This is a genomic window from Bdellovibrio bacteriovorus (assembly GCF_048286975.1).
Lineage (GTDB): Bacteria > Bdellovibrionota > Bdellovibrionia > Bdellovibrionales > Bdellovibrionaceae > Bdellovibrio > Bdellovibrio bacteriovorus_H.
The window spans coordinates 120,640-143,016 of record NZ_JBLVRT010000002.1; the positions used below are offsets into that span (position 1 = coordinate 120,640).

The following is a 22,377-nucleotide window of genomic DNA, read 5'->3' on the forward strand; positions in this document are numbered from 1 at the left end:
GATGAAAGTCTAGTTTTCCTTTTTCGTCATCTCCATGAACGGTTTAATCATGTCTAGAGGCAACGGGAACAGGATCGTGTTGGATTTATCACCAGCAATTTCCGTCAAAGTCTGCAAATAAGCCAATTGCAGGGCTGATGGAGATCCCGCCAGAGTGTTGGAAGCTTCCTGAAGCTTCTGCGCACGCTGCACTTCCCCTTCCGCGCTGATGACTTTTGCACGACGCTCACGCTCAGCTTCCGCTTCACGGGCCATGGCTCTTTGCATTTCTTTTGGAAGGTCGATTTGTTTCACTTCAACCATCGTCACTTTGATTCCCCAGGATTCAGTCGCCTTATCCAGGATCACCTGCAAAGCGGCATTGATCTTGTCACGATGCTCTAGCACGTCATCAAGATGGTACTGACCCATCACAGAACGCAAAGTGGTCTGCGCCAGCTGACTGGTTGCAAAGTAATAGTCTTCGATTTTTGTGATCGCTTCCATCGGAGAAATCACCTTGAAGTAAACAACCGCATTCACCTGCATGGATACGTTGTCTTTCGTGATAACGTCCTGAGGCTGAACATCCATTGTGATGGTACGAGTGTCGATCTTGATCATGCGCTCTACGAACGGAATCAACAGAATCAAGCCCGGACCACGCACGCCCACAGCTTTACCCAGACGCAAAACCACACCGCGTTCCCAGTCGTTCAGAATCTTGATCATCGAGCTGCCGATGATACCGCCGATGACGATAATACCAATTATAAATTCCATGCTGCTATCTCCTTATTTGTTCTTTTTCACATTCAAAGTCAGACCCTGGCGGCCCGTGATATGCACACGATCGCCGGGAACCAGTGGATCTTCAGAAACGAATTTCCAGATTTCGCCGATAATTTCAACTTGCCCACTGTGTCCGTTGCCTTCCACAGTCATCACCACGCCGTCGCGGCTTTGCATCTGTGCATCCGCATCCTGGGTGCGCAGGCGGATGGTTTTTACCGCCAGATATCCCAAGCCCAGGAAGAAAACCCCCAAAACACCCACCACAGAAACAATCAAAGACATTGGCAATGAATACCCCGTTGTCTGCGCATCAAACAAAAACACACTTCCCACAAACACGGCAATCAATCCACCAATGCCCAGCGCCCCGAAACTTGGAATGAACATTTCAGCGATTAAGAAAGCCACGCCCAACAAAATCAACGCCAGGCCACCCCAAGTGACATCCAGCTTGTGGAAGGCCACCATCGAAAGCACCAGACCAATCCCACCGATCACGCCTGGCGCAATCAATCCCGGATGAGTCACTTCGACATACAACAAAGCCAAACTGCCCATAAATAGCAAATAGGCAAATTCAGGATCTGCCACAAAACTTAAAACCTTATAGCGAAGATCCGGCACAAATTCGCGTAAGTCATGAACCGCCACAACGGAAGGCTCTTTCTTTTCACCGACAAGAACTTTGCGGCCTTGAGATTGTTGCAGGAACTCCAGCTCTGTAGCTGCCAGAATATCCAACGCGCCTTCAGCATGGGCCACTTCACTGGAAAGCGATTTGGCTTCCGTGATGATTTCTTTTGAGAACTTCAGACTGCGACCACGAAGTTTGGTCACGCCTTCCATCCAGCTGACGGTGTCGTTGATAAGTTTTTTGCGCAGATCTTCCGGCGTCTTTTCACCCGTGCCCAGAATCGGCGTCGCCGCGCCGATATTGGTGGCAGTCAATCCGCCGTTCACGTGGCAAGCTTGCAGAATAATAGCCCCAGCACTGCCCGCATGCCCCCCGCGAGGAGCAATCAGACACAGGTAAGGAACCGGTGACGCCAGAATGCGTTCAACAATCAGACGCGTGCTTTGCAGGCTGCCACCCGGTGTGTTGATACGCAGATACAATGAACTGCACTTATCTTCGACGGCGCGTTTTTCAGCGCGTTCCAGATAATCAGAAGTGCTGGCCGAGATGGCCTCGTTGATAGTGATCGCCGTCGTACAGTCCGCTTTGGCAACCACCGACAGCAAAGACACAAACAGGATCAGCATCAAAGACTTCATACTCCGAGCTCCTTCATTACTTTTTGCAGGTCATTCCACACGACTTTTTTAGCGGCCGGGTCTTCCAGCAGATAAGCCGGGCTGTAGGTTTCAAGCCACTTGCCCGGACCTTTGAAAATCAACTCGCCGATGTCTTTCGGGAACGAGCTATAGACAACCACAACTTTGCTTTCACAGATCTTCGCCAGTTCCGACGGAAGCTGTGACCGGTCTTCCACCGTGCAATCCAACTCAAGCACCTGCAGATTACGCAGCTTCATCGCTGCCTTCATCTTGGAATAAAGATCGTTCACTTCCGGCAGGAACAGACTTTCTTTGCTTTGAGTCAGGATATTTAGAAACACCAATTCATAATGGCGAAGTTCAGAGACCGTGAACGGCCCTTTTGCAGTGAAAAACTGCGTCTTGGCAGCTTCAACCCCGGCTTGTTCCGGAGCGAGCATGACATTTTGCAGACCAAGAACGTCTTGAAGATACTGGATGTAGTCTTTCATGGCGCCGATTGTATCTGGACCTTGGTTTGGAGACACCAAAAACCGGGGTTAATGCACTGTTCAAAGGGGGCCAAAACCCGCTTTTTTGTCTCAAGTTGGGACAAACTTTACCGATAAGAAAGATATCACGCACAAACAGGAGGCATCACATGGAAGTATTCAAATTCAATATCATCCCGACTGAAGAATTCATGAAACGCGAAGCCTTCCGCAAAGCCATCAACAACTGTGAAGCCTGCGGCACGGCCCTGGAATTCAGTTACAAACAATTGAATGAATTTGCAGTGCTTTCAGAAGAAGCATCCTGCCCATGCTGTGCTTTGATCAAAGAAGAAAATCACCGAGTGCACTAAGCGCGAGTGAAATCTTTAAGCCCTTTGTAAAATCCAATCAGACCCAAACCCACGGAAGCCATGACAAGGGCCACACTTGTGGAACCCACACGCGCCACGGCTCCCCAGGAAATCGCCCCCAACGCCATGCCGGCATAGAACACCGCCAAGAACACCCCCAGCATTGTCGCCTTCAATTGCGAAGCTCCGGTGATTTGCCGAGAACTCATGTTCATCAAAGTGGAAAGCACCAGCCACCCCMCCCCGCCACAGAACATCGCTGCACACATCAGCATGTAACCGGGTGCAAGACCCAACAACAAAATCCCCACGGCATAAATAATATACGATCCCGCCAAGGATTTTTGAGTGCGATCCGGATGCATGATCTTTCCTGACAAGAAAGCACTGACGCAGGCACCAAGCCCAAGGAATCCCAGAAGTGATCCGTATTGCAGCGAGCTTAGTTGCAGCTCAATACGCCCGCGTGTCGGATAAAGCGCCCACAACGAAGACGCAAAGAAAGTGACCAGGAAAATTTCCACCCACAGTTTCATGTTATGCAATGACAACAACGGCTTCCAGTCACTTTCCTGAATGCGGATTTTTTGCTTTTGGGTTTCCACGGTTTGCGGCACTGGCCACTTCCAGAAAAACAGAATCAATCCCAGGTAAGAAACACTGTTCACCACAAAGGCACTGCTGGGCCCAAAACCACTTAAGATACCACCACCCAGTGTGGGCCCCAGTACTCGCGTGATGTTGATCCCCATGTAATACACGAGTACTGCCTGCGCCTGCATGGCATTGGGAACAAGATCAGTCAGCACGGACTGAAACGCGGGATTGGAAAGTGCGAATCCCACACCCATGATCAGCGACAACCCCAGCAAACTGACTTCGGTGACTTGTTCTGTCCAAACCAGATACGCCAAAAGACCCGCGGCAAAACACATCAGACCTTGCGCAAATAAAAGCAATTTTCGACGATGCCCCAGATCCGACAAATAGCCGGAAGGGATACTGAAGAACAACACAGGCAAACTGCCCGTGAACGACAGCAAAGAAATAATCAGCGGTGACGTCGATAAATGTGTCATCACCCAGCTGGCCGCCACATCCTGAATCCAGGTTCCCAGATTCGACAAAAAGGCACAGATCCAGAAGGATCGATAGATTGAAATTTTCATCGGAGACCAGACTGATTCGTTCATGACAAGAACAGCATACTCCTGAAATACTTTGCGACCAATCTCTTCTTGGGAAAAAATAGAGGTGTCAGGAGGTGCTTATGAAGCTTCTACTAAGTATTTTCCTTGCCGCAAGTCTTTACCTGCCCTTAACGACCCAGGCAGCCCCACTGGAAGTCACCGTCACTCCATCCACGATAGAGACGCAGTCGCATCAATACTATTACTACAACTTTGGCAGCGTGCGCGTGAACTGGAGTCAATACGCTGATATCTATTTGCGCAACACCGGACATGAGCCTTTGTATGTTCGTGGAGTTTACATCAGTGGTGCCGCGTTCTGGGCCTGGAGCCAATGTCCGAACTATCTGTATCCGGGCCAAAGCTGTTTGACCCGTGTCGAGTTCCGCCCTTGGTATGAAGGCTATTTCAGCGGCGCACTCAGATTCGCATTCCCGAACGGCAGTATTGTCGTCGAGCTTTACGGCTGGGGTGTACGCTGGTGATTAACGAATACGGCGCAGAACTTTCTGCATCAAACTGTGAGCTTGCTCTACTTTCAGAATATAACCCAGCGTGAAGTAGAGCAGGCCATAGACCGCCAGTGCCACTGCCGCACGTGCAATGACGTGCATTGAGGCATCGAGCAAGCCTTTGGCCACCAAGGCCCCGGCACCCGCCCCGATCAAAGCCATCAGCCACACTTTACCTTGGAATCTCAAAGACAATCCGGTGCGCCCGATGCGTTTATTCAAGGCCTTGCGCAAAAGATAGAACTCAATCCAACCAGCCATTCCCGCCGCCGCGGTCAGACCTGCCGTGCCCCACTGAGAATCAAGACCCAACGTCTGGGGCACATAGAACCCCAGCATCGCACCCAGCAAGGTCGCAAAGATCACACGCACAATCGCAAATTGCAGAGGCGTCTTGGTGTCTTTCAAAGAAAAGAATGTCGAGGAATACAAACGCCCCAGAGTGGAGGCCAATAGACCCAAGGTGTAACCCACCAGCACCATCCACACATAGTGGGTGTTTTGCGCCGTGAATTCACCAGTCTGGAAAACCGCACCGACAATCAGATCACCCAAAATCAGGAATCCCGCCACCGACGGAATAATAAAGAACGCGATCTGCTCAAGCCCCTTGTTCAGACGACCTTGCAGATAATGACGGATTTCTTCGTCAGAACCTGTGGCCTGGGACATCGCCGGCAGCTCGGCGGCCGAGACACTCATTCCAAAAAGACTTACTGGCAACAGATACAAAGTCTGCGCATAAGCCAACGCGGATACGGCTCCGGTCGGAAGCAAACTGGCCAGCACGTTGTCGATATAAGCACTGACCTGAACCACACCGCGGGAAAACACCACGGGCACAAAATTCTTCACCACCGTGCGAACAGAAGTAAGTTTCAAATCCAAAGACGGAGAAATCTTTTTCCCCAAGCGCAAAGCCGAAGGCAACTGCACCGCAAACTGCAGGAAGCTTCCGGCCACCAGACCCCAAGCCACAGTGACGGCCAGATCAAACTGACCTTGCTTCCCACCCCACATCACAAGCGCAGCGATGATCGCCAGGTTCCAGATCACCGGTGCCACATACGAAAGGAAGAACTTGCGATGCGAATTTAAAATCCCCAGACACCACGCCGACATCACCAGGAAGCCCGTGCCCGGGAACAGGATCTGGACGATTTGAATAGTCAGGTCCCGCTTTTCACCGGTGAACCCCGGCGCAATCACATCAATCAAAAACGGTGTCGCCAGAACACCCAATAGGACCAGACCTGACGTCATCAGGAACAGCAAACTGCCGATGACCGAGGCTACCTTGGCAGCGTCTTCATCGTGTTTTTTTGCCAGCAACTGGGCATAGACCGGGATGAAGCTTGCCGACAGCACACCTTCACCGAAAAGATTTTGCAGAAAGTTGGGGATTTTCAAAGCGGCCTTAAATGCGTCCCCGGCATCAGAGTTTCCGAAGTAGTGGGCAAAGACCCTTTCACGGACAAGACCCGCGATACGGCTTAAAAAAATCCCCAGTCCCACTAAGAGCGCATGACTCTTCACTCTTCAACCTCAGTTTCTTCTTCTTCACTTTCGTTAAGCTGAAGCAAAATACGCTCGGCCAGGACCCGGTTAAAGCCCTTCAGTTTTGCGATTTCCTCGGCATCAGCCATTTTGATTTCATCAACAGAGTTGAACTGAGTCAAAAGAACTTTCTTTCTTTTTTCCCCCAACCCCACGACGTAATCCAATTCACTTTCAAGCGACGTGCCTTCACGCAACTTGCGGTGGTAAGTGATGGCAAAACGATGGGCCTCATCGCGGATGCCCGACAGGATGTACAACGCTTCGGCGTTATGTTTGAAAATCACCGGATTGGAACGACCCGGCAGGAAGAAACGCTCTTCCGTGGATTCCACTTCCTGTTTCTGGAAGTCACTTTCAGTGCGCGCCTTGGCCAAACCCACCACCGGGATGTCCTTGCGGCCGATCTCTTCCAGAATCTTCATGGCTTGGGACAGCTGCCCCTTACCACCGTCGATCACGATTAAATGTGGATCATCATACTCGGTGTGCTTAAAACGACGGCTTAAAACCTCGTACATCGAGGCAAAGTCATTGATACCCTGAACTGTTTTGATTTTATAACGACGATAGTGTTCTTTGGCCGGAACCCCGTCCTCAAACACCACCTGCGACGCCACGGTTTCAGCCCCCTGGAAGGTTGAAATATCGTAACACTCAATGCGGCGCGGACGCTCCGGCAGATTGAAGCGCTCTTTGATCTCTTCCAAACCACGCAGTTTTTCTTCGGACTTGGAAACATACTTCAGGAAGTGCGACTTGGCGTTTTCATGGGCCATCTCAACCAGATTGCGGCCGCGTTCATCAGTTGCAAAGCGCACGGTGGCCTTGCTGCCAGAGCGTTCTTTCAGAACTTCTTCCATCAACTTGGTCAGGTCGTTGCCAATATCCAATGGCAGCAAAACCTCGTCCGGAATGAAGTTGTCTTCATAGTACTGATTCAGGAAATCCACCAGCCATTCGCGTGGATCTTCAACCGCATCGTTCGGGTCAAAATGCGGCAGGTAATGCGGCCTTGTACCGATAACACGTCCGGCACGGATGTGAACGGTTTCAATCAGACAGCCCCGCTCATCGCCATAGTATCCCAGAGCATCCTGGTCTTTTTCCGAGGTGTCGTTGATGACGGCCTGTTTTTGCAAGATGGCTTTAATGGATTCAATGGAATCCCGCAAGCGCGCAGCGACTTCGAATCGCTCCTCGTCAGCGGCGCCTCGCATTTTTTCGGTCATGGTTTTTATGACCTTCTTGTTCTGACCTTTTAGGAACAGCTTCGCCCCTTCGACCTCGTTGCGATAATCTTCCATCGTGATGTACTTCACACAAGGTGCGGTACAACGCCCGATCTGATAAGTCATGCAAGGTCGCGTGCGGGATTTAAAGACCGCATCGGTGCAATCGCGGATTTTGAAGGTTCTATTTAGAAACTTGATCGTGCCATGTACGGCCAGCCCCGAAGTGTAGGGGCCGAAATAAAGGGACCCGTCCTTTTTCACCTTGCGCGCCAGATACAATCTTGGCGCCTGATCACCCCAGCTAAAGCGGATGTAAGGATAAGCCTTATCATCGCGCAGACGAATATTGTATTTGGGGCGGTGTTTTTTAATCAGTGAGGCTTCCAGCAAAAATGCTTCAACCTCGGTTTTGGTCAGAATGTACTCAACTTCACAAATGTTCGAAACCAGCAAACGCGTCTTGGGACTGTGATCCTTGCTGTCGTTAAAGTAGCTGCGCACGCGGCTTCTAAGATTCTTCGCTTTACCGATATAAATAATCTTATCGGCGGTGTTTTTCATCAGATAAACACCACTTTGCGTCGGAAACTCTTTCACCTTGTCGCGAACTTCCTCGAACTTACTTGAGGCCATTCTTGACGACCTCCGCACTTTCCTGCTCGATCTCTCCGCTGCGCACGTTTAATTCCACAATCTGCAGACGTTTGATTTCGTCGCGGATCTTGGCTGCCTCCTCAAACTCGAGGTTCGCGGAAAGCTCTTTCATGCGGGCACGAAGTTTGGTGATCTCTTGTTGGATCTTTTCAGGCTGCTGGGCAAATTTGTTCATAATGGCCGCGGACTTGTTTTCACCACCCAATGGTGTGGAAACAGTTCCATCAAACATTTCACCCAAACCATCACGGATGCGTTTTTTCACCGACTGCGGCGTAATACCATTCGCTTCGTTGTATTCACTTTGAATACGGCGACGACGATCGGTTTCATTGATGGCTTTTTCCATACTTTCGGTGATGGTGTCACCATACAGAATCACGCGGCCATTCAAGTTACGAGCGGCACGACCGATTGTTTGAACAAGCGATCTTTCTGAACGCAGGAAGCCCTCTTTATCAGCATCGGTGATGCCGACAAGACTGACTTCCGGGATATCCAAGCCTTCTCGCAACAAGTTGATCCCCACCAGAACGTCGAAAACACCCAAGCGCAAATCACGCAGAATTTCCATCCGCTCCATGGTGTCGATCTCGCTGTGCAGGTATTTTACCTTGATACCCAGGTTTTCATAGTACTCGGTTAAGTCCTCGGCCGAACGCTTGGTCAGGGTTGTGATCAAAACACGCTCCTGCTTGGCTACGCGGATGCGGATTTCTTTTAGCAGGTCATCGACCTGATGTTTAACCGGACGAACTTCAACGACCGGATCAATCAGACCCGTCGGTCGAATGATCTGCTCGACAATAACCCCTTCGGATTTTTGCAGCTCATAGGTGCCCGGTGTCGCCGACACATAGACAACCTTGTCCATCATGGTTTCAAATTCCTGGAAGTTCAAAGGGCGGTTGTCCAATGCCGACGGCAGACGGAAGCCGTGTTCAACCAGATTCATTTTGCGTGCACGGTCCCCTCGATACATCCCCCCGATTTGTGGCACAGTGACGTGGGACTCGTCGATAAAGGTGACAAAGTCTTTCGGGAAGTACTCAAGCAGCGTCGGGGGTGGCTCCCCCGGTCCGCGGCCGGTCATGTGGCGGGAATAGTTTTCGATCCCCTGACAGAAACCCATTTGCTCCATCATCTCGATGTCATAATAAGTTCTTTGTTCCAAGCGCTGGGCTTCGAGCAGCTTCATTTCCTGATTCAACTGAACCAGGCGATCACGCAATTCATCCTGAATAGTCTTGATCGCGCGCTTTAAGCTGTCGTCGCTGGTAACGTGGTGACTTCCCGGATAAATGCCAATCTGGTCAATTTCCTCCAGGATCTGTCCGGTCAAAGGATCAATCCAGGAAAGGCGTTCGATATAATCGCCAAAGAATTCAACACGCACGGCGCGCTCTTCTTCATACGGAGGGAAGATTTCGACGTTGTCCCCGCGCACACGCACAGTTCCGCGCGAGAAATCCACGTTGTTACGCTGATACTGAATACGGATCAATTCACGCAGCAAATGATCGCGCTTCATCGAGGTGTTGGACACAATTTGGATCATCATGCCTTCATAGGCCTCAGGCGAACCCAAACCATAAATGCACGACACAGAACTAACGATGATCACATCACGACGGTCAAACAACGAACGCGTCGCCGAGTGGCGCATGCGATCGATTTGCTCATTGATGGCTGAATCTTTTTCGATATAGGTGTCGGTTGAGGGAATATAAGCTTCCGGCTGATAGTAATCGTAATAGCTGACAAAATATTCCACGGCATTGTGCGGGAACAATTCTTTGAATTCAGCATAAAGTTGAGCAGCCAGAGTTTTATTCGGAGCCAGCACCAGTGCGGGCTGATTCAGGTTTGCAATGGTGTGAGCCATCGTGAAGGTTTTACCCGACCCGGTCACACCCAGCAGTGTTTGATGCTTCAAGCCTGCGTTGAAGTTTTCAGCAATCTGCTCAATTGCTTTCGGCTGATCACCGGAAGGTTTAAACTCGGACACCAATTGAAAGTTCTTTTTATATGCAGAGGCCATCCCTCCAAGAATAGCACGATCATAAAAAAGTACCCGCCCTTTTTTGGCCCTACTCTGCGTTATATGCGAGGTGGCAATTAAAGGTTTTCTTGCCTCCCCACCAGACCCCGCCGACAGTTGAGGGATGAAAACACTCAAACGAAGCCTTCTCGTATTCTTCATCCTGGTTACCGTCTTCTGCTTGGGGGGTTACTTCTTCCTGCGTCAGTCCCTGCCACCTATGGAAGGTTCACTGCCGCTCAAAGGTCTGTCAGAGCCCGTGACCGTAGTTCGCGATCAATACGGCATTCCTCACATCAAAGCCGCCAACAAAAAAGACGCCCTGAAAGCACTGGGCTTTGTCATGGCCAGCGAAAGACTTTTTCAAATGGAGCTGTCCCGTCGCATGACCCAAGGGGAACTTTCTGAGGTCTTTGGCGAACTGGCCCTTCCCAGCGACAAACTGTATCGCAGTCTGATGCTTCGCCGATCGGTTGAGCGCATGCTTGCAAAAGAAAAAGCCGAGGGACGCTTTGATCAGAACATGTGGGACGAGATGGAGGCCTACTTTGAGGGCGTGAATCAATACATCGCTACTCAAAAAGCTCCGTATGAAATGACCTTGGTGGGGCTAAAACCCCGTCCGTTCTCGCCCTTGGATGCTTATATCATGACCGGCCACATGGCTTACAGCTTTGGGATCGCATTGAAAGCTGATCCCTTAATGACCGAACTTGCTGGCAAGCTTTCCCCGGAATCCTTCCAGGGTCTTCGCAATGTGCCACTAAAAGCCCCTCTAAAAATCACATCCCTTCAGGGCGGCTTCACACCGTTCGAACTGCTGACCGAAAATCTTTTCGCCGCTTCCTTCGAAGGCAGCAACGCATGGCTGATCGGCCCGGACCGCTCCCAGTCCGGTAAAAGTATTTTCGCCAACGATCCTCACATCGGCTTTTCACACCCGGCAACCTGGGTGGAAGCGCATATTCAAACACCCGAGTTTGAACTTTACGGCCACTATCTGCCCCTGGTGCCATTTGCAATCCTAGGTCACAGCCGCCAGCACGCTTGGGGCTTTACCATGTCGCTTTCTGACGATATGGATCTGTTTGCCGAAACTCTGAACAAAGACAAAAAGACCGCCGTGTATTTGGGTAAGGAAGTTCCCTATCAGGAATGGACGGAAACCATCAAAATCAAAGATGCGGATGATCTGGTACTGAATATGATCGAAACCAATCACGGCCCGATCATGGATGAAACTCTGGAACGCAAAAATCTGGCCTTGAAATGGGCCTACCATCGCCCGGAAAACAATCCCATGAAAGCCCTTTTTGAAATGGGCAAAGCGCCGAACATGGCGGATTTTGAAAAGGCTCTGCAATATGGAACGGCACCGGGTCTGAATGTCATGTATGCGGATGCTGAAAATATCGCGTGGTGGATCTTTGGTGATATTGCCATTAAGAAAAACCCCAACTCGGACATGATTCTGGACGGAGCGTCCGGACTTGATGAATACGAAAGAGTTCTGGCGTGGAAGGAAAAACCCCACAAAGTGAACCCTGAAAACGGTATTATCGTGACGGCCAATTCCCGTCCCGATGGCATCGCCGAAAACATCCGCGGCGACTGGCAGTCCGATGACCGCTACCAAACTTTAGTGCGCGCTTTGGGTGAAAAAGACCTGTGGAGCGCCGATGACGTGCGCGCCCTGCAAACAGACAACTTCAACTACAAAACCCGCGAGATTTTGGACAAACTGAACGACCATCTGCAACTGGATGAAGCGCAGAATCTTAAATACGAAACAGAATTGAACGCCCTGAAAAACTGGAACTTGCGTTCAGACATTCAATCCCTTGAAGCCAGCCTTTACCACCAGTGGAACAACGAACTGGTATTGCTGCTGCTCAAAGATGTGCCTCAAGAAATGAAAGCCACCTACCTGACCACCCCCTATGCCTGGGCCTTTTATGAGCGCGCCGTTTTGGATGATAATTCGCCTTGGTGGAAAGACCGCAGTCAGGATCAACTTATCACGCAAGCTTTCTTAACCGCGATTGAAAAAGTGCAGGACATCCCTTGGGGCGACTTGCACACGGTGGAATACAAACACCCACTGGGTCGCAGCTTCCCCATGGATAAGATCTTCAATCTGGGGCCCTATCCAATGCCGGGTGCTTACAATGAGATCAACAACAACAAGATGCGCGGACTTGGTGGCGACTTCCAAGTGGTGGCCGGGCCATCCACTCGCCGTGTGATTGACTTTGCCCGCCCACAAACCAGCTGGGGTATCAATCCTATTGGTATTTCCGGACATATCCTGTCACCATTCTACAAAGATCAGGTGCAGTTGTTCCTGGATGGAAAATACCGCCCGCAATATATGGCAGCCGAAGACATCGAAAAGAACAAAAAATACGAACTGAAACTGACACCCCAATAACCGGAGGATCCATGAAGTTTTTGATTTTGCTCACCGCTCTTTGCACAGCTTCCACATCATTTGCAGCCTTTGATATCAAGCCAGGGCTTTGGGAAGTAAAAATGCAAATGACCCTGGATGGAAAAGCCTTTGATCCCATGGCTGAAATGAACAAAGCCCTGGAACAACTGCCACCTGAGCAAAGAAAGAAGATGGAAGCCATGCTGGCAGGATCTGACAAAATCCCCGTCACAAAAAACGGTTATCGCATCTGCTACACAGCAGACATGCTGAAAAATCCAGACAAAGTAATGGAAGGCACCAAAGCCTGCACCACCAAGATCACAACTCAGACTGCAAAAAAGATCGCAGGCACTTTCGACTGCCCTAAGGACGATGCCAAAGGCAGCTTTGAATGGAACGCTAAATCCAGCAACGAATACGAAGGCCTGATGAACGGCAAAACCGGCAAAGGCAACAACACACAAATTCGTTATCAGGGAAAATTTATTTCTGCTGATTGCGGTAAAGTGAAGCCTGTACTTTAGCACCCGATCCGGTCTTGGACTTTCAGCCTTCTTCTTTGGATGCCATATTAGTGGCATTCCATGGAGGGAGGCTTTATGTTTACCAGATCTCTACTGACTGCTTTCACCACCCTGTTTGCCACAGCCGCTCTGGCCTATCCCAATGTCGGCGACAAAGTATCCTGGACAGGCACGATGAGCACTGTCAGCGGCGAAACCAACGCCGTGAAAATCACCAAAGAAGTCATCAGCCACGACGAAAAAAAGAACATATGGAAAATCAAAATCGAAGCCGTCGTCGGCACTGACAAAACCAGTGAAACGATGGAGATCTCAGACCTCTACTCCCCAGCAAAATACAAAGCCCTGATCGCAGATTGCGAAAAAAACGGCGGGACCCTGGAAAAACTCAGCGCGCCAGCGGGAACCTATGACACCTGCAAAATGAGCATGACCATGGCCGACGGAACCATGGTCGAACGTTGGTGGGGTGATATTCCATTCGGAGTCGTCAGCAAAAGCACGCGCGACAGCGGCAAAATGCCGATCTCAAAACCAGATCTGAATTCGATTATTGCGGGACTATAAAAAAAGCCCTCGTCACGAGGGCTTTTAACATTTACTTCGTCACTTCCCAGAAGCTGCCTTCCGGTGTGTCGCTGACAGAAATACCCAATGCGGTGATTTTCGCGCGCAATTCATCAGACTTCGCAAAGTCCTTCGCCGCGCGAGCCTCGCCACGTTCTGCAACCAAAGCATCCACTGCAGATCTTTCCAGGTTCATTTTCTTCAGCAACATATCATCAAGCTTGATCAAGAACGCGTGAGCCGGCTCCTGGAACAAGCTCATCATCGAGCCCATTTTACGAACGAAGTTATGGAAGGCCAAAGCTTTGCCTTGAATCGCCGGGTTCACTTTCATGCCACGGCGAACCTGGGCATTGAACTGACGAACCACTTCAAACATCGCCGCAAATGCATCCGGTGTTCCGAAGTCATGATTCATGGCTTCTTCCACTTTTTTCCAGGCGTCCTGCGTGATTTTTGCAAAAGCCGCATCTTCCTGAGTCACTTCCGGAGTCAGATAGCTTTCAGCCATGGAAAGCGCAGAGTACACACGGGACAACCCGCCGACGGCGCGCTCGACGGCTTCATCACCAAAGTCACTCAACGTGCGATAGTGCGCAGACAGGATCATCCACTTGTAGATCTCGGCGTTATACATCTCCAGGAACTCTCGCATGGTCACGATGTTCCCCAAGGACTTGGACATTTTCTGTCCGCCGAAGTTCAGCATGTTATTGTGCATCCAGTATTTTACGAAGGCTTTGCCGGTGCAGCCTTCACTTTGCGCGATTTCATTTTCGTGGTGCGGGAAGATCAAGTCCATACCGCCCCCGTGAATATCGATTTGATCGCCGAAAAGATTTTTGATCATCGCCGAGCACTCAATGTGCCAGCCCGGACGACCTGGGCCCCAAGGAGATGGCCAGGACACTTCACCCGGTTTTGCCGCTTTCCACAGGGCAAAATCCATTGGGTTGCGCTTTTTTTCGTCGACTTCCACTCGCGCCCCCGCCAGCAAGTCGTCGGTGTTACGACCACTCAGCTTGCCGTAGTCCTTGAAGGATTCGATGGAGTAAAGAACATCGCCTTGTGCTTCGTAGGCTTTTTTCTGACTGACCAGACTTTCCACCATGGAACGGATGTCGTCCATGTGCTCAGTCACTTTCGGATTCATATCGTGCGGGCGTAGCCCCAGCATCGCAAAATCTTTTTTGTATTCTGCGATGTATTTTTCAGACAATTCCGTCGGGGTCATACCCAGCTCGTTCGCACGGTTGATGATCTTGTCATCCACGTCCGTGAAGTTCAGGGCGTAGGTCACTTTGTAACCCAGATGTTCCAGCCAGTTGCGAACCATGTTAAAGACCACCGGCCCGCGGAAGTTCCCCACGTGCAGGAAGTTATAAACCGTCGGACCACACACATACATTTTCACCTGTCCCGGCGTCAGTGGTGTGAAATCTTCAAGCTGCTTGCTTTGGGAATTGTGAATCTTCAACATAGTTTTTATACCTACACTTTTGCCAGGGCCTGCTCCGCACGAGCCACCAGCGAGGATTTTTTCATCAAAGGAACCAGAGTCTTCAATTCAGCTCCGTGAGGCTTCCCGATCACCGCCACACGAATTGGCATGAACAGGTGTTTGCCTTTGGAACCGGTCTGGTTTTTCACTTCGTCCTGCATCTTCAGGAATTCTTCCTCTGTCATATAGTCAGAAGGATGCGCCTGCAGCAGATTTTTCCAGGAAGTCAGAACCGCTTTCGTGGATTCCCACTTCAGGGTTTCATCGGCTTCCGGCAAGATCACATAGGATTTGTCATTCAATGGACGATAAAGCTCGATCGCATCAGCCAGGATTTCCATGTAGGGCTTGAACAAATCCAAAGACTTGCTTTGCCATGCCGGGTCCGTTGGCAGATCCATGTTTTCACGAGCCAGGAACGGAGCCACCGCTTGCCACAACTCTGCGTTTGGCAAAGCACGCAAGTGCTGCGCATTCATCCATTTGAACTTCACACGGTCAAAGATCGCGCCCGATGGATTCAAACGGGAAATATCAAACACTTCCATCATGTCTTTCACCGACAGAATCTCGCGACCCTGAGGATCAGACCAACCCAGCAACGCGATAAAGTTCAATACGGCACTGGCCAGATAACCTTCGTCTTTCAACTGACCGCAAGCCACCGCGCCTTTGCGCTTGGAAAGTTTTTGGCGGTCTTCATCCAGAATCAAAGCCATGTGACCGAACTCTGGTGTTGGCCAGTTCATTGCCTCATAGATCATCAACTGTCTGAGGGTGTTTGGCAGATGTTCTTCCGCGCGGAAGACATGAGTCATCTTCATCAGGTGGTCATCGACCACGCAGCAGAAGTTGTAAACCGGCATGCCGTCAGAACGAAGCAGGACAAAGTCCCCCACCATGTCAGATGGGAATTTGACTTCACCGCGCACAAGATCGGTGAAGATATAATCTTTCACCAGGTTTTTGGTTTTAAAACGAACCACGGCTTTGTCGCCGGTTTTCAGACGCTCCAAAGCTTGATCCAAAGTCCAATCCTGGTAAGGCGACACCAAGTGCGCGAAGCTTCCGGCTGCGGCCTTTTGCTTCTCAATTTCCTCTTCGGTCATGAAGCAATAGTACGCTTTGCCTTCTTTCAAAAGCTGATCAGCAATTTCTTTGTAGATGTGCAGACGCTCACTTTGACGGTAAGGACCATTCGGGCCCACGTCTTTCAACGTCACCGGATCCACGCCTTCGTCCCATTTCAAACCCAGCCAAACCAGGTCATCCACCACCCCACGCAGGGATTCTTGAGTGGAACGGGCTTCGTCCGTGTCTTCGATGCGCAGGATGAACTCGCCGCCGTTTTTCTTGGCAAATAGATAGTTATAAAGCGCGGTTCTTGCGCCACCCACGTGCAAATAACCTGTTGGGGATGGGGCAAAACGAACACGAACATGCGGAGAGATTTTCGAGGACATACGGAACTCCAAAGCTGGGAAAGGCCCCAAATAAAAAAGGCCTGGTCTAAGAACCAAGCCTCGAATTTATTATGTTTTTCTGAAATCGTCCAGCCCACTTAACATTTACTAGGCTGGTCAAAAAGGTTCAGCCGCAAGGCGACTGTTAACCCGTGATGCCGAAGATCGCTTTTACTTCTTCTTCTTTGAACAGCTCTTCCTGGCTTGTCGCCAAAGTCAGCTCTTTCAGAAGCAGACTGCGCGCAGAATCAAGCATCTTGCGCTCACCGAAGGAAAGCTCTTTGTCCGCTTTCAAAAGGAACAAATCGCGTAAAACTTCAGCAATCTCGAATACGGAACCCGTTTTGATCTTCTCCATGTACTCGCGATAACGGCGATTCCATGTCTGATTGTCGATCTTGATGTCTTTTTCTTTAAGGATTCCAACAACTCGGGATGCTTCGGATTTGGAGATGATAGGACGCAAACCCGCGGACTTTACGTTCGTGGTAGGGATCATGATCTTCAGACCGGTGTCCACCAACTGCATGTTGTAGAACGTAGTCTTAGTACCAAGCATCTCTTTGGTTTCAATAGAAACCACTTTAACAACGCCGTATCCAGGATAAACTGCATTATCACCGACATCAAACGTCTGCATTCACGAACCTCCCCAAGGGAAAAGGGACACGTCCTAGGGCCTAGACCTTTGGACAGACTTGCAACCTCGACTGTTCTATCAAATTTGACACGAGTTATCAAACGGGAGCAGCGCATTGGAAATAATTTCAGAGCCCTTTTCAAAACAAAAAAGGCCCGGAATCACCCGAGCCTTTTGCTAGTATTTACAGATACTTAGATTGTCTATTTCGACCTATTTAGCCGTATAAACTAGAGCGTAAGCTTGAGCCCCGTTCTTCCCTTGCGGAACTTTAAAGCCTTTTACAGTCAACTTGTAAGTACCCGCCGGCAGGCCGGACTTTTCGATCATCTCAAGATTGTTGATGTGATCGTTCATGCTCAAAGTCTGACCATTTGGCAAAGTCAGAACCAAATCCAAGTCGTTCACCAGAGCTTGGGCCGCATTCGCAGAACCCGGAGCATCCGTCCAAACAAGGTTCGCATACAGACTGCCTGGCGCATTCAAAGTGAATTCGTAGGAAACCTCAGCTCCTTGAGCTACACCCTGACGGTTGTCGACGAACTGAGTAGCACCACCCAAGTTGGCGATGTTAGCCACGTCCACGCGACCGTAACCTTCATCAGAGTTCGGACGACGAGTCAGGATCTCTTGACCACGAGCTGCGCCGATTTCACCGAACTGACCTGGGTACATATCAACTGCCGTGTGAAGCATGGTTGCTTTCATCAAAGCCGCAGATGGGTTTTTGATGCCCAATTTTTCAACAAGCACCTGACGAGCAATCGCCGCCGCCCCCGCAGTCAGCGGAGTCGCCATGGACGTACCACCAGACCATACATAGTCTTTGTTGTAAGCGCCCCAAAGTGGAGAAGCGTCTTTTTCCTGAGAGAACACACTCAGGATGTTCGTGCCCGGAGCCACGATATCAGGCTTGGTACGGCCATCTGTCGTCGGACCACGGGAAGAAAACATCGCGATACCGTTGCCGTTATCAGAGATGTAAGAGCTGTAGATTGGTTCTGCCGGCCATTCATCTTTTGCCGCACGAAGCTTGTTGATTGGAACCTGAATACCACCGGACTTCGTCACGTTCTCAGAAGCGCCCACAGTCAAAACGTTCTTTGCCGTGCCTGGAGAAGCCATGGAGTTGGAATCAATACGGCCGTCTTTGTTTTTATCCGCACCGCTGTTACCAGCCGCAAACAGAATCAACATATCCGGGTTCGCGTATGACCATTCATCCACTTGAACTGCGAAGCTATCATAAGCACCGAAGGTACGAGCACCACCCCAGGAATTGGTGTGGATACGAGCGCCATCGGCGAAGGCTTTTTCAAACAAATCCCCTAGTTTGGATGGAACACTCAAGTTCTTCATCATTGGGGACCACATGCCTTCCGCAACCATGTTAGCCTCGTAAGCGCCGCCTTTCAGCAAGCCTTTGGAAGCCGTCCCACGACCCATCACAGATCCGGCAACGTGAGTTCCGTGACCCATTGGATCAGACCATGATTTAGACCACAAACCAAAAGGATAACCCGAGATCACGCCGCCTGCGAAATCCTGATGGATCGCGCCGGTGTTACCGGAATCAAGACCCGTATCCGCCATGGAAACAGTCTGACCTTTACCTGCGTAACCCATGGCCCAAGCTGCATCGAAGTTCATCAAACGAGTGCCGGACTCATCGCCCGTCAGGTCTGAATAATCACCCGCTGCAGTTGCAGAAACCTGATCTGCCAGGTCTTCATCCATCGCAAAGTGCAGAGATTCAATCACTGGAGCCGGTTGAACGTGCTCAACACCTGTCAAAGCAGCCACCGCCGGAACAAGTCCGCGAGGAATCAAAGCAGTGATGTGCTTTCCATCAACAACTTGAACCGCTACTTTAACATCCATTTTTTCAATTTTAGAGGCGATCACTTCCACTTCGTGGGATTTGAAAGTGTTCACAAGGACTGCAACCATGTTGTCTTTAGTAAAGACGCTGGCTGGAGCAAAAGAAGTGCTCACTTTATATTGAGCGGAATATTTCACCACAGCCTGAACACCAGGGTGGTTGGTTTTGAAAGTCACAAGATCAGAGTAGATCCCGCGAACAACCAAAGCATCATCAGGAAGATAGCCGAACACTTCAAACTGAGCTTTCAAAGCTGCTTTGTCTTTTTCAGTAACCGCTTTTTTGAACTGAACGATGTATTCAGTGGCTTTGGCTTCCATCATCCAGGAAGCAGCGTAATTGCTGGTAAGTTTGTTGGTGTCGATAGCTCCAGCATTGAATTTCAATACCGTGCCTGCTTGTGCTGCGCTGACAGAAAGAACTGCCGCGACCGTAGAGACCGTGATGCCCTTCACAAGATGATTCATAATACCCCCTCTGAGTACAAAATCAGATCACGACCGAAGTCCAGTCGCAAGGGGTACTTAGTATATTGATGCGCTGAGTGATTTTTTAAAGCTGATGAGCCATCACTGCCAGAGAAAGATTCCCTGCCGTGCGACCTTTGGAATTCATGCCAAATTCCATCTCTTGATTATCAGGAGCGAATATCTGAGCGCGTTCCGCGAGTTTCTTTTGCCCACGCACACGTTTTGTCACGGTCACATCCATATAAAGACCGTCTTTTTTATTCACCTGGGATTTGCGCGCAAACACTTCCACCAGCGTTTCGCTTTGTCCATCGTCAGAGATTTCACTAACGAAGCTTTTCTTGCCGGATTTTGCAACCGTATTGATAGAAATAGGAGAAGCCCCCTTCAAACCGACACGCATATTCACCTTGTAAGAGGGTGCCGCCGCCAATGACTGAAGAGAAAGCAGAACTGTTGCCGTAACTACGCTGAAGAACAATTTCATAAGAGCACATCCTTGTGATCTAGGAAAAGGATGACAAACAAAATTCACGGATGCAACAGCAAAATGTTCCGCTATTTTTTCTTAGAAACCAGTGATCAATGTCGAAACTGTCGGTTTCCTGCGTTCACAACTCATATTAGGCGATACCAGCAAGGGCGGCGGGGCCGTGCTCACGCAACAACTCAGCTTTCAAACCTTGATTCTCCAAATATGAGAGTTTTGGATCTTTGCGCAGAACTTCAAAGGCGGCTTCACGCGCCTCTTGCAAGATAGCCATGTCACGCACCAGGTTCGCAAGCTTAAACCCGGAAAGACCCGACTGCTTGGTCCCCATAAACTCACCAGGCCCACGCATTTCAAGATCGAATTCGGCGATCTTAAATCCATCGGACGTTTTTTCCATCATCTCGGTGCGGGCTTTGCCTTCTTCCGAGACCGCATAACCCATGATCAGAATACAGAAGCTTTTGTATTCTCCCCGCCCCACGCGGCCGCGCAACTGGTGCAACTGCGACAGACCGAAGCGTTCAGCGTGTTCGATGATCATGATGTTGGCATTGGGCACGTCGACGCCGACTTCAATGACGGTGGTTGAGACCAGCACTTGAATTTCATTTTTGCGGAACTGATCCATGACCTGGTCTTTTTCGTCAGGTTTCATCTTCCCGTGCAAAAGACCGATCTTCAGCTGCGGATAAAGCTGCTTCAGCTTTTCGTATTCCGACACCGCATCTTTCAGATCAATCTTTTCGCTTTCCTCCACCAGAGGATAAACGATATAGGCCTGGCGGCCTTTTTGGATTTGCTCCAGCATGAATTGCAGGGCTTGAGGGCGCTTGCTTTCAAACGTCGCACGCGTTTGGATCGGGCTTCGACCTGCCGGCATTTCATCGATGATGGAAACATCCAGGTCCCCGTACACGGTCATGGCCAGCGTTCTTGGAATGGGTGTCGCGGTCATCACCAGGAAGTGTGGCGAATTGCCTTTGTTTTTCAAAACCCCGCGCTGCTCAACCCCGAACCTGTGTTGTTCATCGATGATCACAAGTCCCAGATTTGAGAACTGCACTTCATCTTCGATCAGGGCATGGGTGCCAATAATCAGATCAATCTCGCCGGATGCCAATGCCGCCAGCAAGGTTTTTCGCTCTGAGGCTTTGGATTTGCCCACCAGCAATCCCAGTCGGATACCCAAGGGCTCAAGCACCTTGCGCGCATTTTTAAAGTGCTGTTCAGCCAGAATTTCGGTCGGCGCCATCAAACAGGATTGGTAGCCGCTTTCTGCGGCATAGATGGCAGCCATAAAGCTCACAAGCGTCTTTCCGCTTCCCACATCCCCTTGCACCATCCGGTGCATAGGGTGACCTTTTTCCAAATCGGCTTTGATTTCAGTGAAGACGCGCTTTTGTGCGCCCGTCATTTCAAATGGCAAAGACTGAAGCAACGCCCGCATCTTTTCGCCCGAGTTTCTGATTTGCGGAGCGCCCTCTTTCTGGAAGCCCGCTTTTTTGGAAGCCAGATAAAGTTCCAACCAGAAGAACTCATCAAAGATGATGCGTTTTTGGGCCGCGGTTTTAAATTCGGAATACTCCTTGGCCTTGTTTGGATCCGGAAAATGAATGTCCTTCAAGGCGTCTTTGCGCGGAATCAGATTGTACTTTTCGCGCATCCATTTGGGGAACGCTTCTTCCGGCCATTCTTCGATTTGCGCAAAGGCCGAACGCACAAGCTTCATGATCTTGGCTGTGGCAAGACCTTCAATTTCCGTGTACAGCGGAATCAGTGCATCCTGGGTTTCTTCGTCCGGCTCCACGTCTTTGATGTCAGGATGATGGAATTCCAAGCGGCCGCGGTACTCGGTGACCTTCCCTACCACACGAACTTCGGTGAAGGGCTTAAAGCGCTCAAAATAGCCTTTGTAAGGCACACGGAAATATTTGCAGTGAATCTGGCCGGAGGCGTCCCTGACCAGAACGTCATACATCTTGCGTGCCGATCGACCCATGTTCACGCTGTGAACAGCAACAACCGTAGCCTTGATGCTGACAATATCATCCGGGCGCAGGCTTGAAATGTTTCTGGCCGCGCGCTGGTCTTCATAGGCACGGGGATAGAACTCAAAAAGATCCCCCAAGGTTTTTAGACCCTTACGGGAAAACAGATCCCCTAACTTGGGACCTACACCTTTTAGAAATTGTATTTGCGTATCCAGACGAAGAGGCATGCAGGGATTATGACCCATTCACCGGGATTTCGGCAACTGCCGAACCCCCGGCAACGCAGCCTGCCGGGAACTCGGCGGGGGGCCAATCAGATCAAAATTA

The 22,377-nt window shown here is 50.3% G+C and carries 18 protein-coding genes; 5 read left to right on the plus strand and 13 right to left on the minus strand.

Annotated features, from left to right (window positions below):
• Positions 1-9: 9 nt before the first annotated feature.
• From ACNQKP_RS08920 to ACNQKP_RS08930, 3 genes are read right to left on the minus strand one after another with little or no spacing between them, the layout of a single operon-like run.
• Complete coding sequence (locus ACNQKP_RS08920) at positions 10-762, minus strand: slipin family protein (RefSeq protein ID WP_015091380.1); 753 nt, start codon at positions 760-762, stop codon at positions 10-12.
• 12 nt (positions 763-774) lie between these two features.
• Positions 775-2,049 carry an NfeD family protein gene (locus tag ACNQKP_RS08925; RefSeq protein WP_417864245.1) on the minus strand — a complete coding sequence of 425 codons (1,275 nt, stop codon included), beginning with the start codon at positions 2,047-2,049 and terminating at the stop codon, positions 775-777.
• Positions 2,046-2,543, minus strand: coding sequence for a hypothetical protein (locus tag ACNQKP_RS08930; protein WP_038449588.1), 498 nt, complete (start codon positions 2,541-2,543; stop codon positions 2,046-2,048). Before ACNQKP_RS08930 ends, ACNQKP_RS08925 begins: the two co-directional genes overlap by 4 nt.
• A 149-nt stretch (positions 2,544-2,692) precedes the next feature.
• Here ACNQKP_RS08930 and ACNQKP_RS08935 point away from each other — a divergent pair, with 149 nt between their 5' ends.
• Positions 2,693-2,896 carry a hypothetical protein gene (locus ACNQKP_RS08935; RefSeq protein ID WP_011164733.1) on the plus strand — a complete coding sequence of 68 codons (204 nt, stop codon included), beginning with the start codon at positions 2,693-2,695 and terminating at the stop codon, positions 2,894-2,896.
• Here the strand turns inward: ACNQKP_RS08935 and ACNQKP_RS08940 are convergent.
• Positions 2,893-4,089 carry an MFS transporter gene (locus tag ACNQKP_RS08940; RefSeq protein ID WP_417864247.1) on the minus strand — a complete coding sequence of 399 codons (1,197 nt, stop codon included), beginning with the start codon at positions 4,087-4,089 and terminating at the stop codon, positions 2,893-2,895. The genes ACNQKP_RS08935 and ACNQKP_RS08940 overlap by 4 nt on opposite strands.
• 77 nt (positions 4,090-4,166) lie before the next feature.
• Here ACNQKP_RS08940 and ACNQKP_RS08945 point away from each other — a divergent pair, with 77 nt between their 5' ends.
• Positions 4,167-4,571, plus strand: coding sequence for a hypothetical protein (locus tag ACNQKP_RS08945; protein WP_417864249.1), 405 nt, complete (start codon positions 4,167-4,169; stop codon positions 4,569-4,571).
• On the opposite strand, the gene murJ is transcribed toward ACNQKP_RS08945, so the two are convergent.
• The 3 genes from murJ to uvrB are packed head-to-tail and all read right to left on the minus strand — an operon-like array spanning position 4,572 to position 10,085.
• Complete coding sequence (gene murJ / locus ACNQKP_RS08950) at positions 4,572-6,113, minus strand: murein biosynthesis integral membrane protein MurJ (protein ID WP_417864251.1); 1,542 nt, start codon at positions 6,111-6,113, stop codon at positions 4,572-4,574.
• A gap of 17 nt (positions 6,114-6,130) precedes the next feature.
• On the minus strand, positions 6,131-8,023 hold the full coding sequence (gene uvrC, locus ACNQKP_RS08955) for an excinuclease ABC subunit UvrC (RefSeq protein ID WP_417864252.1): 1,893 nt from the start codon (positions 8,021-8,023) through the stop codon (positions 6,131-6,133).
• Entirely contained in the window at positions 8,010-10,085 is a 2,076-nt protein-coding gene (uvrB, locus tag ACNQKP_RS08960) for an excinuclease ABC subunit UvrB (protein WP_417864254.1), read from the minus strand. Before uvrB ends, uvrC begins: the two co-directional genes overlap by 14 nt.
• A 124-nt stretch (positions 10,086-10,209) precedes the next feature.
• On the opposite strand from uvrB, the gene ACNQKP_RS08965 reads away from it, so the two are divergent.
• From ACNQKP_RS08965 to ACNQKP_RS08975, 3 genes are all read left to right on the plus strand, one after another.
• Positions 10,210-12,516, plus strand: a complete 2,307-nt coding sequence (locus tag ACNQKP_RS08965; RefSeq protein WP_417864256.1) for a penicillin acylase family protein — start codon at positions 10,210-10,212, stop codon at positions 12,514-12,516.
• 11 nt (positions 12,517-12,527) lie between these two features.
• On the plus strand, positions 12,528-13,043 hold the full coding sequence (locus ACNQKP_RS08970) for a DUF3617 domain-containing protein (protein ID WP_417864258.1): 516 nt from the start codon (positions 12,528-12,530) through the stop codon (positions 13,041-13,043).
• Positions 13,044-13,118: 75 nt separating this feature from the next.
• A complete protein-coding gene (locus tag ACNQKP_RS08975) occupies positions 13,119-13,610 on the plus strand; it encodes a hypothetical protein (RefSeq protein ID WP_417864259.1) in 492 nt (163 codons plus the stop codon).
• Between the two features lie 31 nt (positions 13,611-13,641).
• On the opposite strand, the gene cysS is transcribed toward ACNQKP_RS08975, so the two are convergent.
• The 6 genes from cysS to recG all read right to left on the minus strand — a co-directional run bounded on the left by cysS (position 13,642) and on the right by recG (position 22,277).
• The gene (cysS, locus tag ACNQKP_RS08980) at positions 13,642-15,090 is read right to left on the minus strand and encodes a cysteine--tRNA ligase (RefSeq protein WP_374033309.1); all 1,449 of its coding nucleotides are present in this window, start codon (positions 15,088-15,090) and stop codon (positions 13,642-13,644) included.
• An 11-nt stretch (positions 15,091-15,101) separates the two neighbouring features.
• Complete coding sequence (gene gltX, locus ACNQKP_RS08985) at positions 15,102-16,574, minus strand: glutamate--tRNA ligase (protein WP_417864261.1); 1,473 nt, start codon at positions 16,572-16,574, stop codon at positions 15,102-15,104.
• A gap of 145 nt (positions 16,575-16,719) precedes the next feature.
• Positions 16,720-17,214, minus strand: coding sequence for a CarD family transcriptional regulator (locus ACNQKP_RS08990; protein WP_011164744.1), 495 nt, complete (start codon positions 17,212-17,214; stop codon positions 16,720-16,722).
• Positions 17,215-17,427: 213 nt separating this feature from the next.
• The gene (locus tag ACNQKP_RS08995; RefSeq protein ID WP_417864263.1) at positions 17,428-19,563 is read right to left on the minus strand and encodes a S8 family serine peptidase; all 2,136 of its coding nucleotides are present in this window, start codon (positions 19,561-19,563) and stop codon (positions 17,428-17,430) included.
• 85 nt (positions 19,564-19,648) lie between these two features.
• Positions 19,649-20,053, minus strand: coding sequence for a hypothetical protein (locus tag ACNQKP_RS09000; protein WP_417864265.1), 405 nt, complete (start codon positions 20,051-20,053; stop codon positions 19,649-19,651).
• A 136-nt stretch (positions 20,054-20,189) separates the two neighbouring features.
• Positions 20,190-22,277: an ATP-dependent DNA helicase RecG gene (recG, locus tag ACNQKP_RS09005; RefSeq protein ID WP_417864267.1), complete on the minus strand. Its 2,088-nt coding sequence runs from the start codon at positions 22,275-22,277 to the stop codon at positions 20,190-20,192.
• Positions 22,278-22,377 lie beyond the last annotated feature (100 nt).

Coding starts and splice junctions, on each gene's coding strand:
- ACNQKP_RS08920 (WP_015091380.1), bottom strand. CDS start 762: ATGGAATTTATAATTGGTATTATCGTCATCGGCGGTATCATCGGCAGC.
- ACNQKP_RS08935 (WP_011164733.1), top strand. CDS start 2,693: ATGGAAGTATTCAAATTCAATATCATCCCGACTGAAGAATTCATGAAA.
- ACNQKP_RS08945 (WP_417864249.1), top strand. CDS start 4,167: ATGAAGCTTCTACTAAGTATTTTCCTTGCCGCAAGTCTTTACCTGCCC.
- gltX (WP_417864261.1), bottom strand. CDS start 16,574: ATGTCCTCGAAAATCTCTCCGCATGTTCGTGTTCGTTTTGCCCCATCC.
- cysS (WP_374033309.1), bottom strand. CDS start 15,090: ATGTTGAAGATTCACAATTCCCAAAGCAAGCAGCTTGAAGATTTCACA.
- uvrC (WP_417864252.1), bottom strand. CDS start 8,023: ATGGCCTCAAGTAAGTTCGAGGAAGTTCGCGACAAGGTGAAAGAGTTT.
- ACNQKP_RS08995 (WP_417864263.1), bottom strand. CDS start 19,563: ATGAATCATCTTGTGAAGGGCATCACGGTCTCTACGGTCGCGGCAGTT.
- ACNQKP_RS08975 (WP_417864259.1), top strand. CDS start 13,119: ATGTTTACCAGATCTCTACTGACTGCTTTCACCACCCTGTTTGCCACA.
- ACNQKP_RS08925 (WP_417864245.1), bottom strand. CDS start 2,049: ATGAAGTCTTTGATGCTGATCCTGTTTGTGTCTTTGCTGTCGGTGGTT.
- ACNQKP_RS08965 (WP_417864256.1), top strand. CDS start 10,210: ATGAAAACACTCAAACGAAGCCTTCTCGTATTCTTCATCCTGGTTACC.
- ACNQKP_RS08990 (WP_011164744.1), bottom strand. CDS start 17,214: ATGCAGACGTTTGATGTCGGTGATAATGCAGTTTATCCTGGATACGGC.
- ACNQKP_RS08930 (WP_038449588.1), bottom strand. CDS start 2,543: ATGAAAGACTACATCCAGTATCTTCAAGACGTTCTTGGTCTGCAAAAT.
- uvrB (WP_417864254.1), bottom strand. CDS start 10,085: ATGGCCTCTGCATATAAAAAGAACTTTCAATTGGTGTCCGAGTTTAAA.
- ACNQKP_RS08970 (WP_417864258.1), top strand. CDS start 12,528: ATGAAGTTTTTGATTTTGCTCACCGCTCTTTGCACAGCTTCCACATCA.
- ACNQKP_RS09000 (WP_417864265.1), bottom strand. CDS start 20,053: ATGAAATTGTTCTTCAGCGTAGTTACGGCAACAGTTCTGCTTTCTCTT.
- recG (WP_417864267.1), bottom strand. CDS start 22,277: ATGCCTCTTCGTCTGGATACGCAAATACAATTTCTAAAAGGTGTAGGT.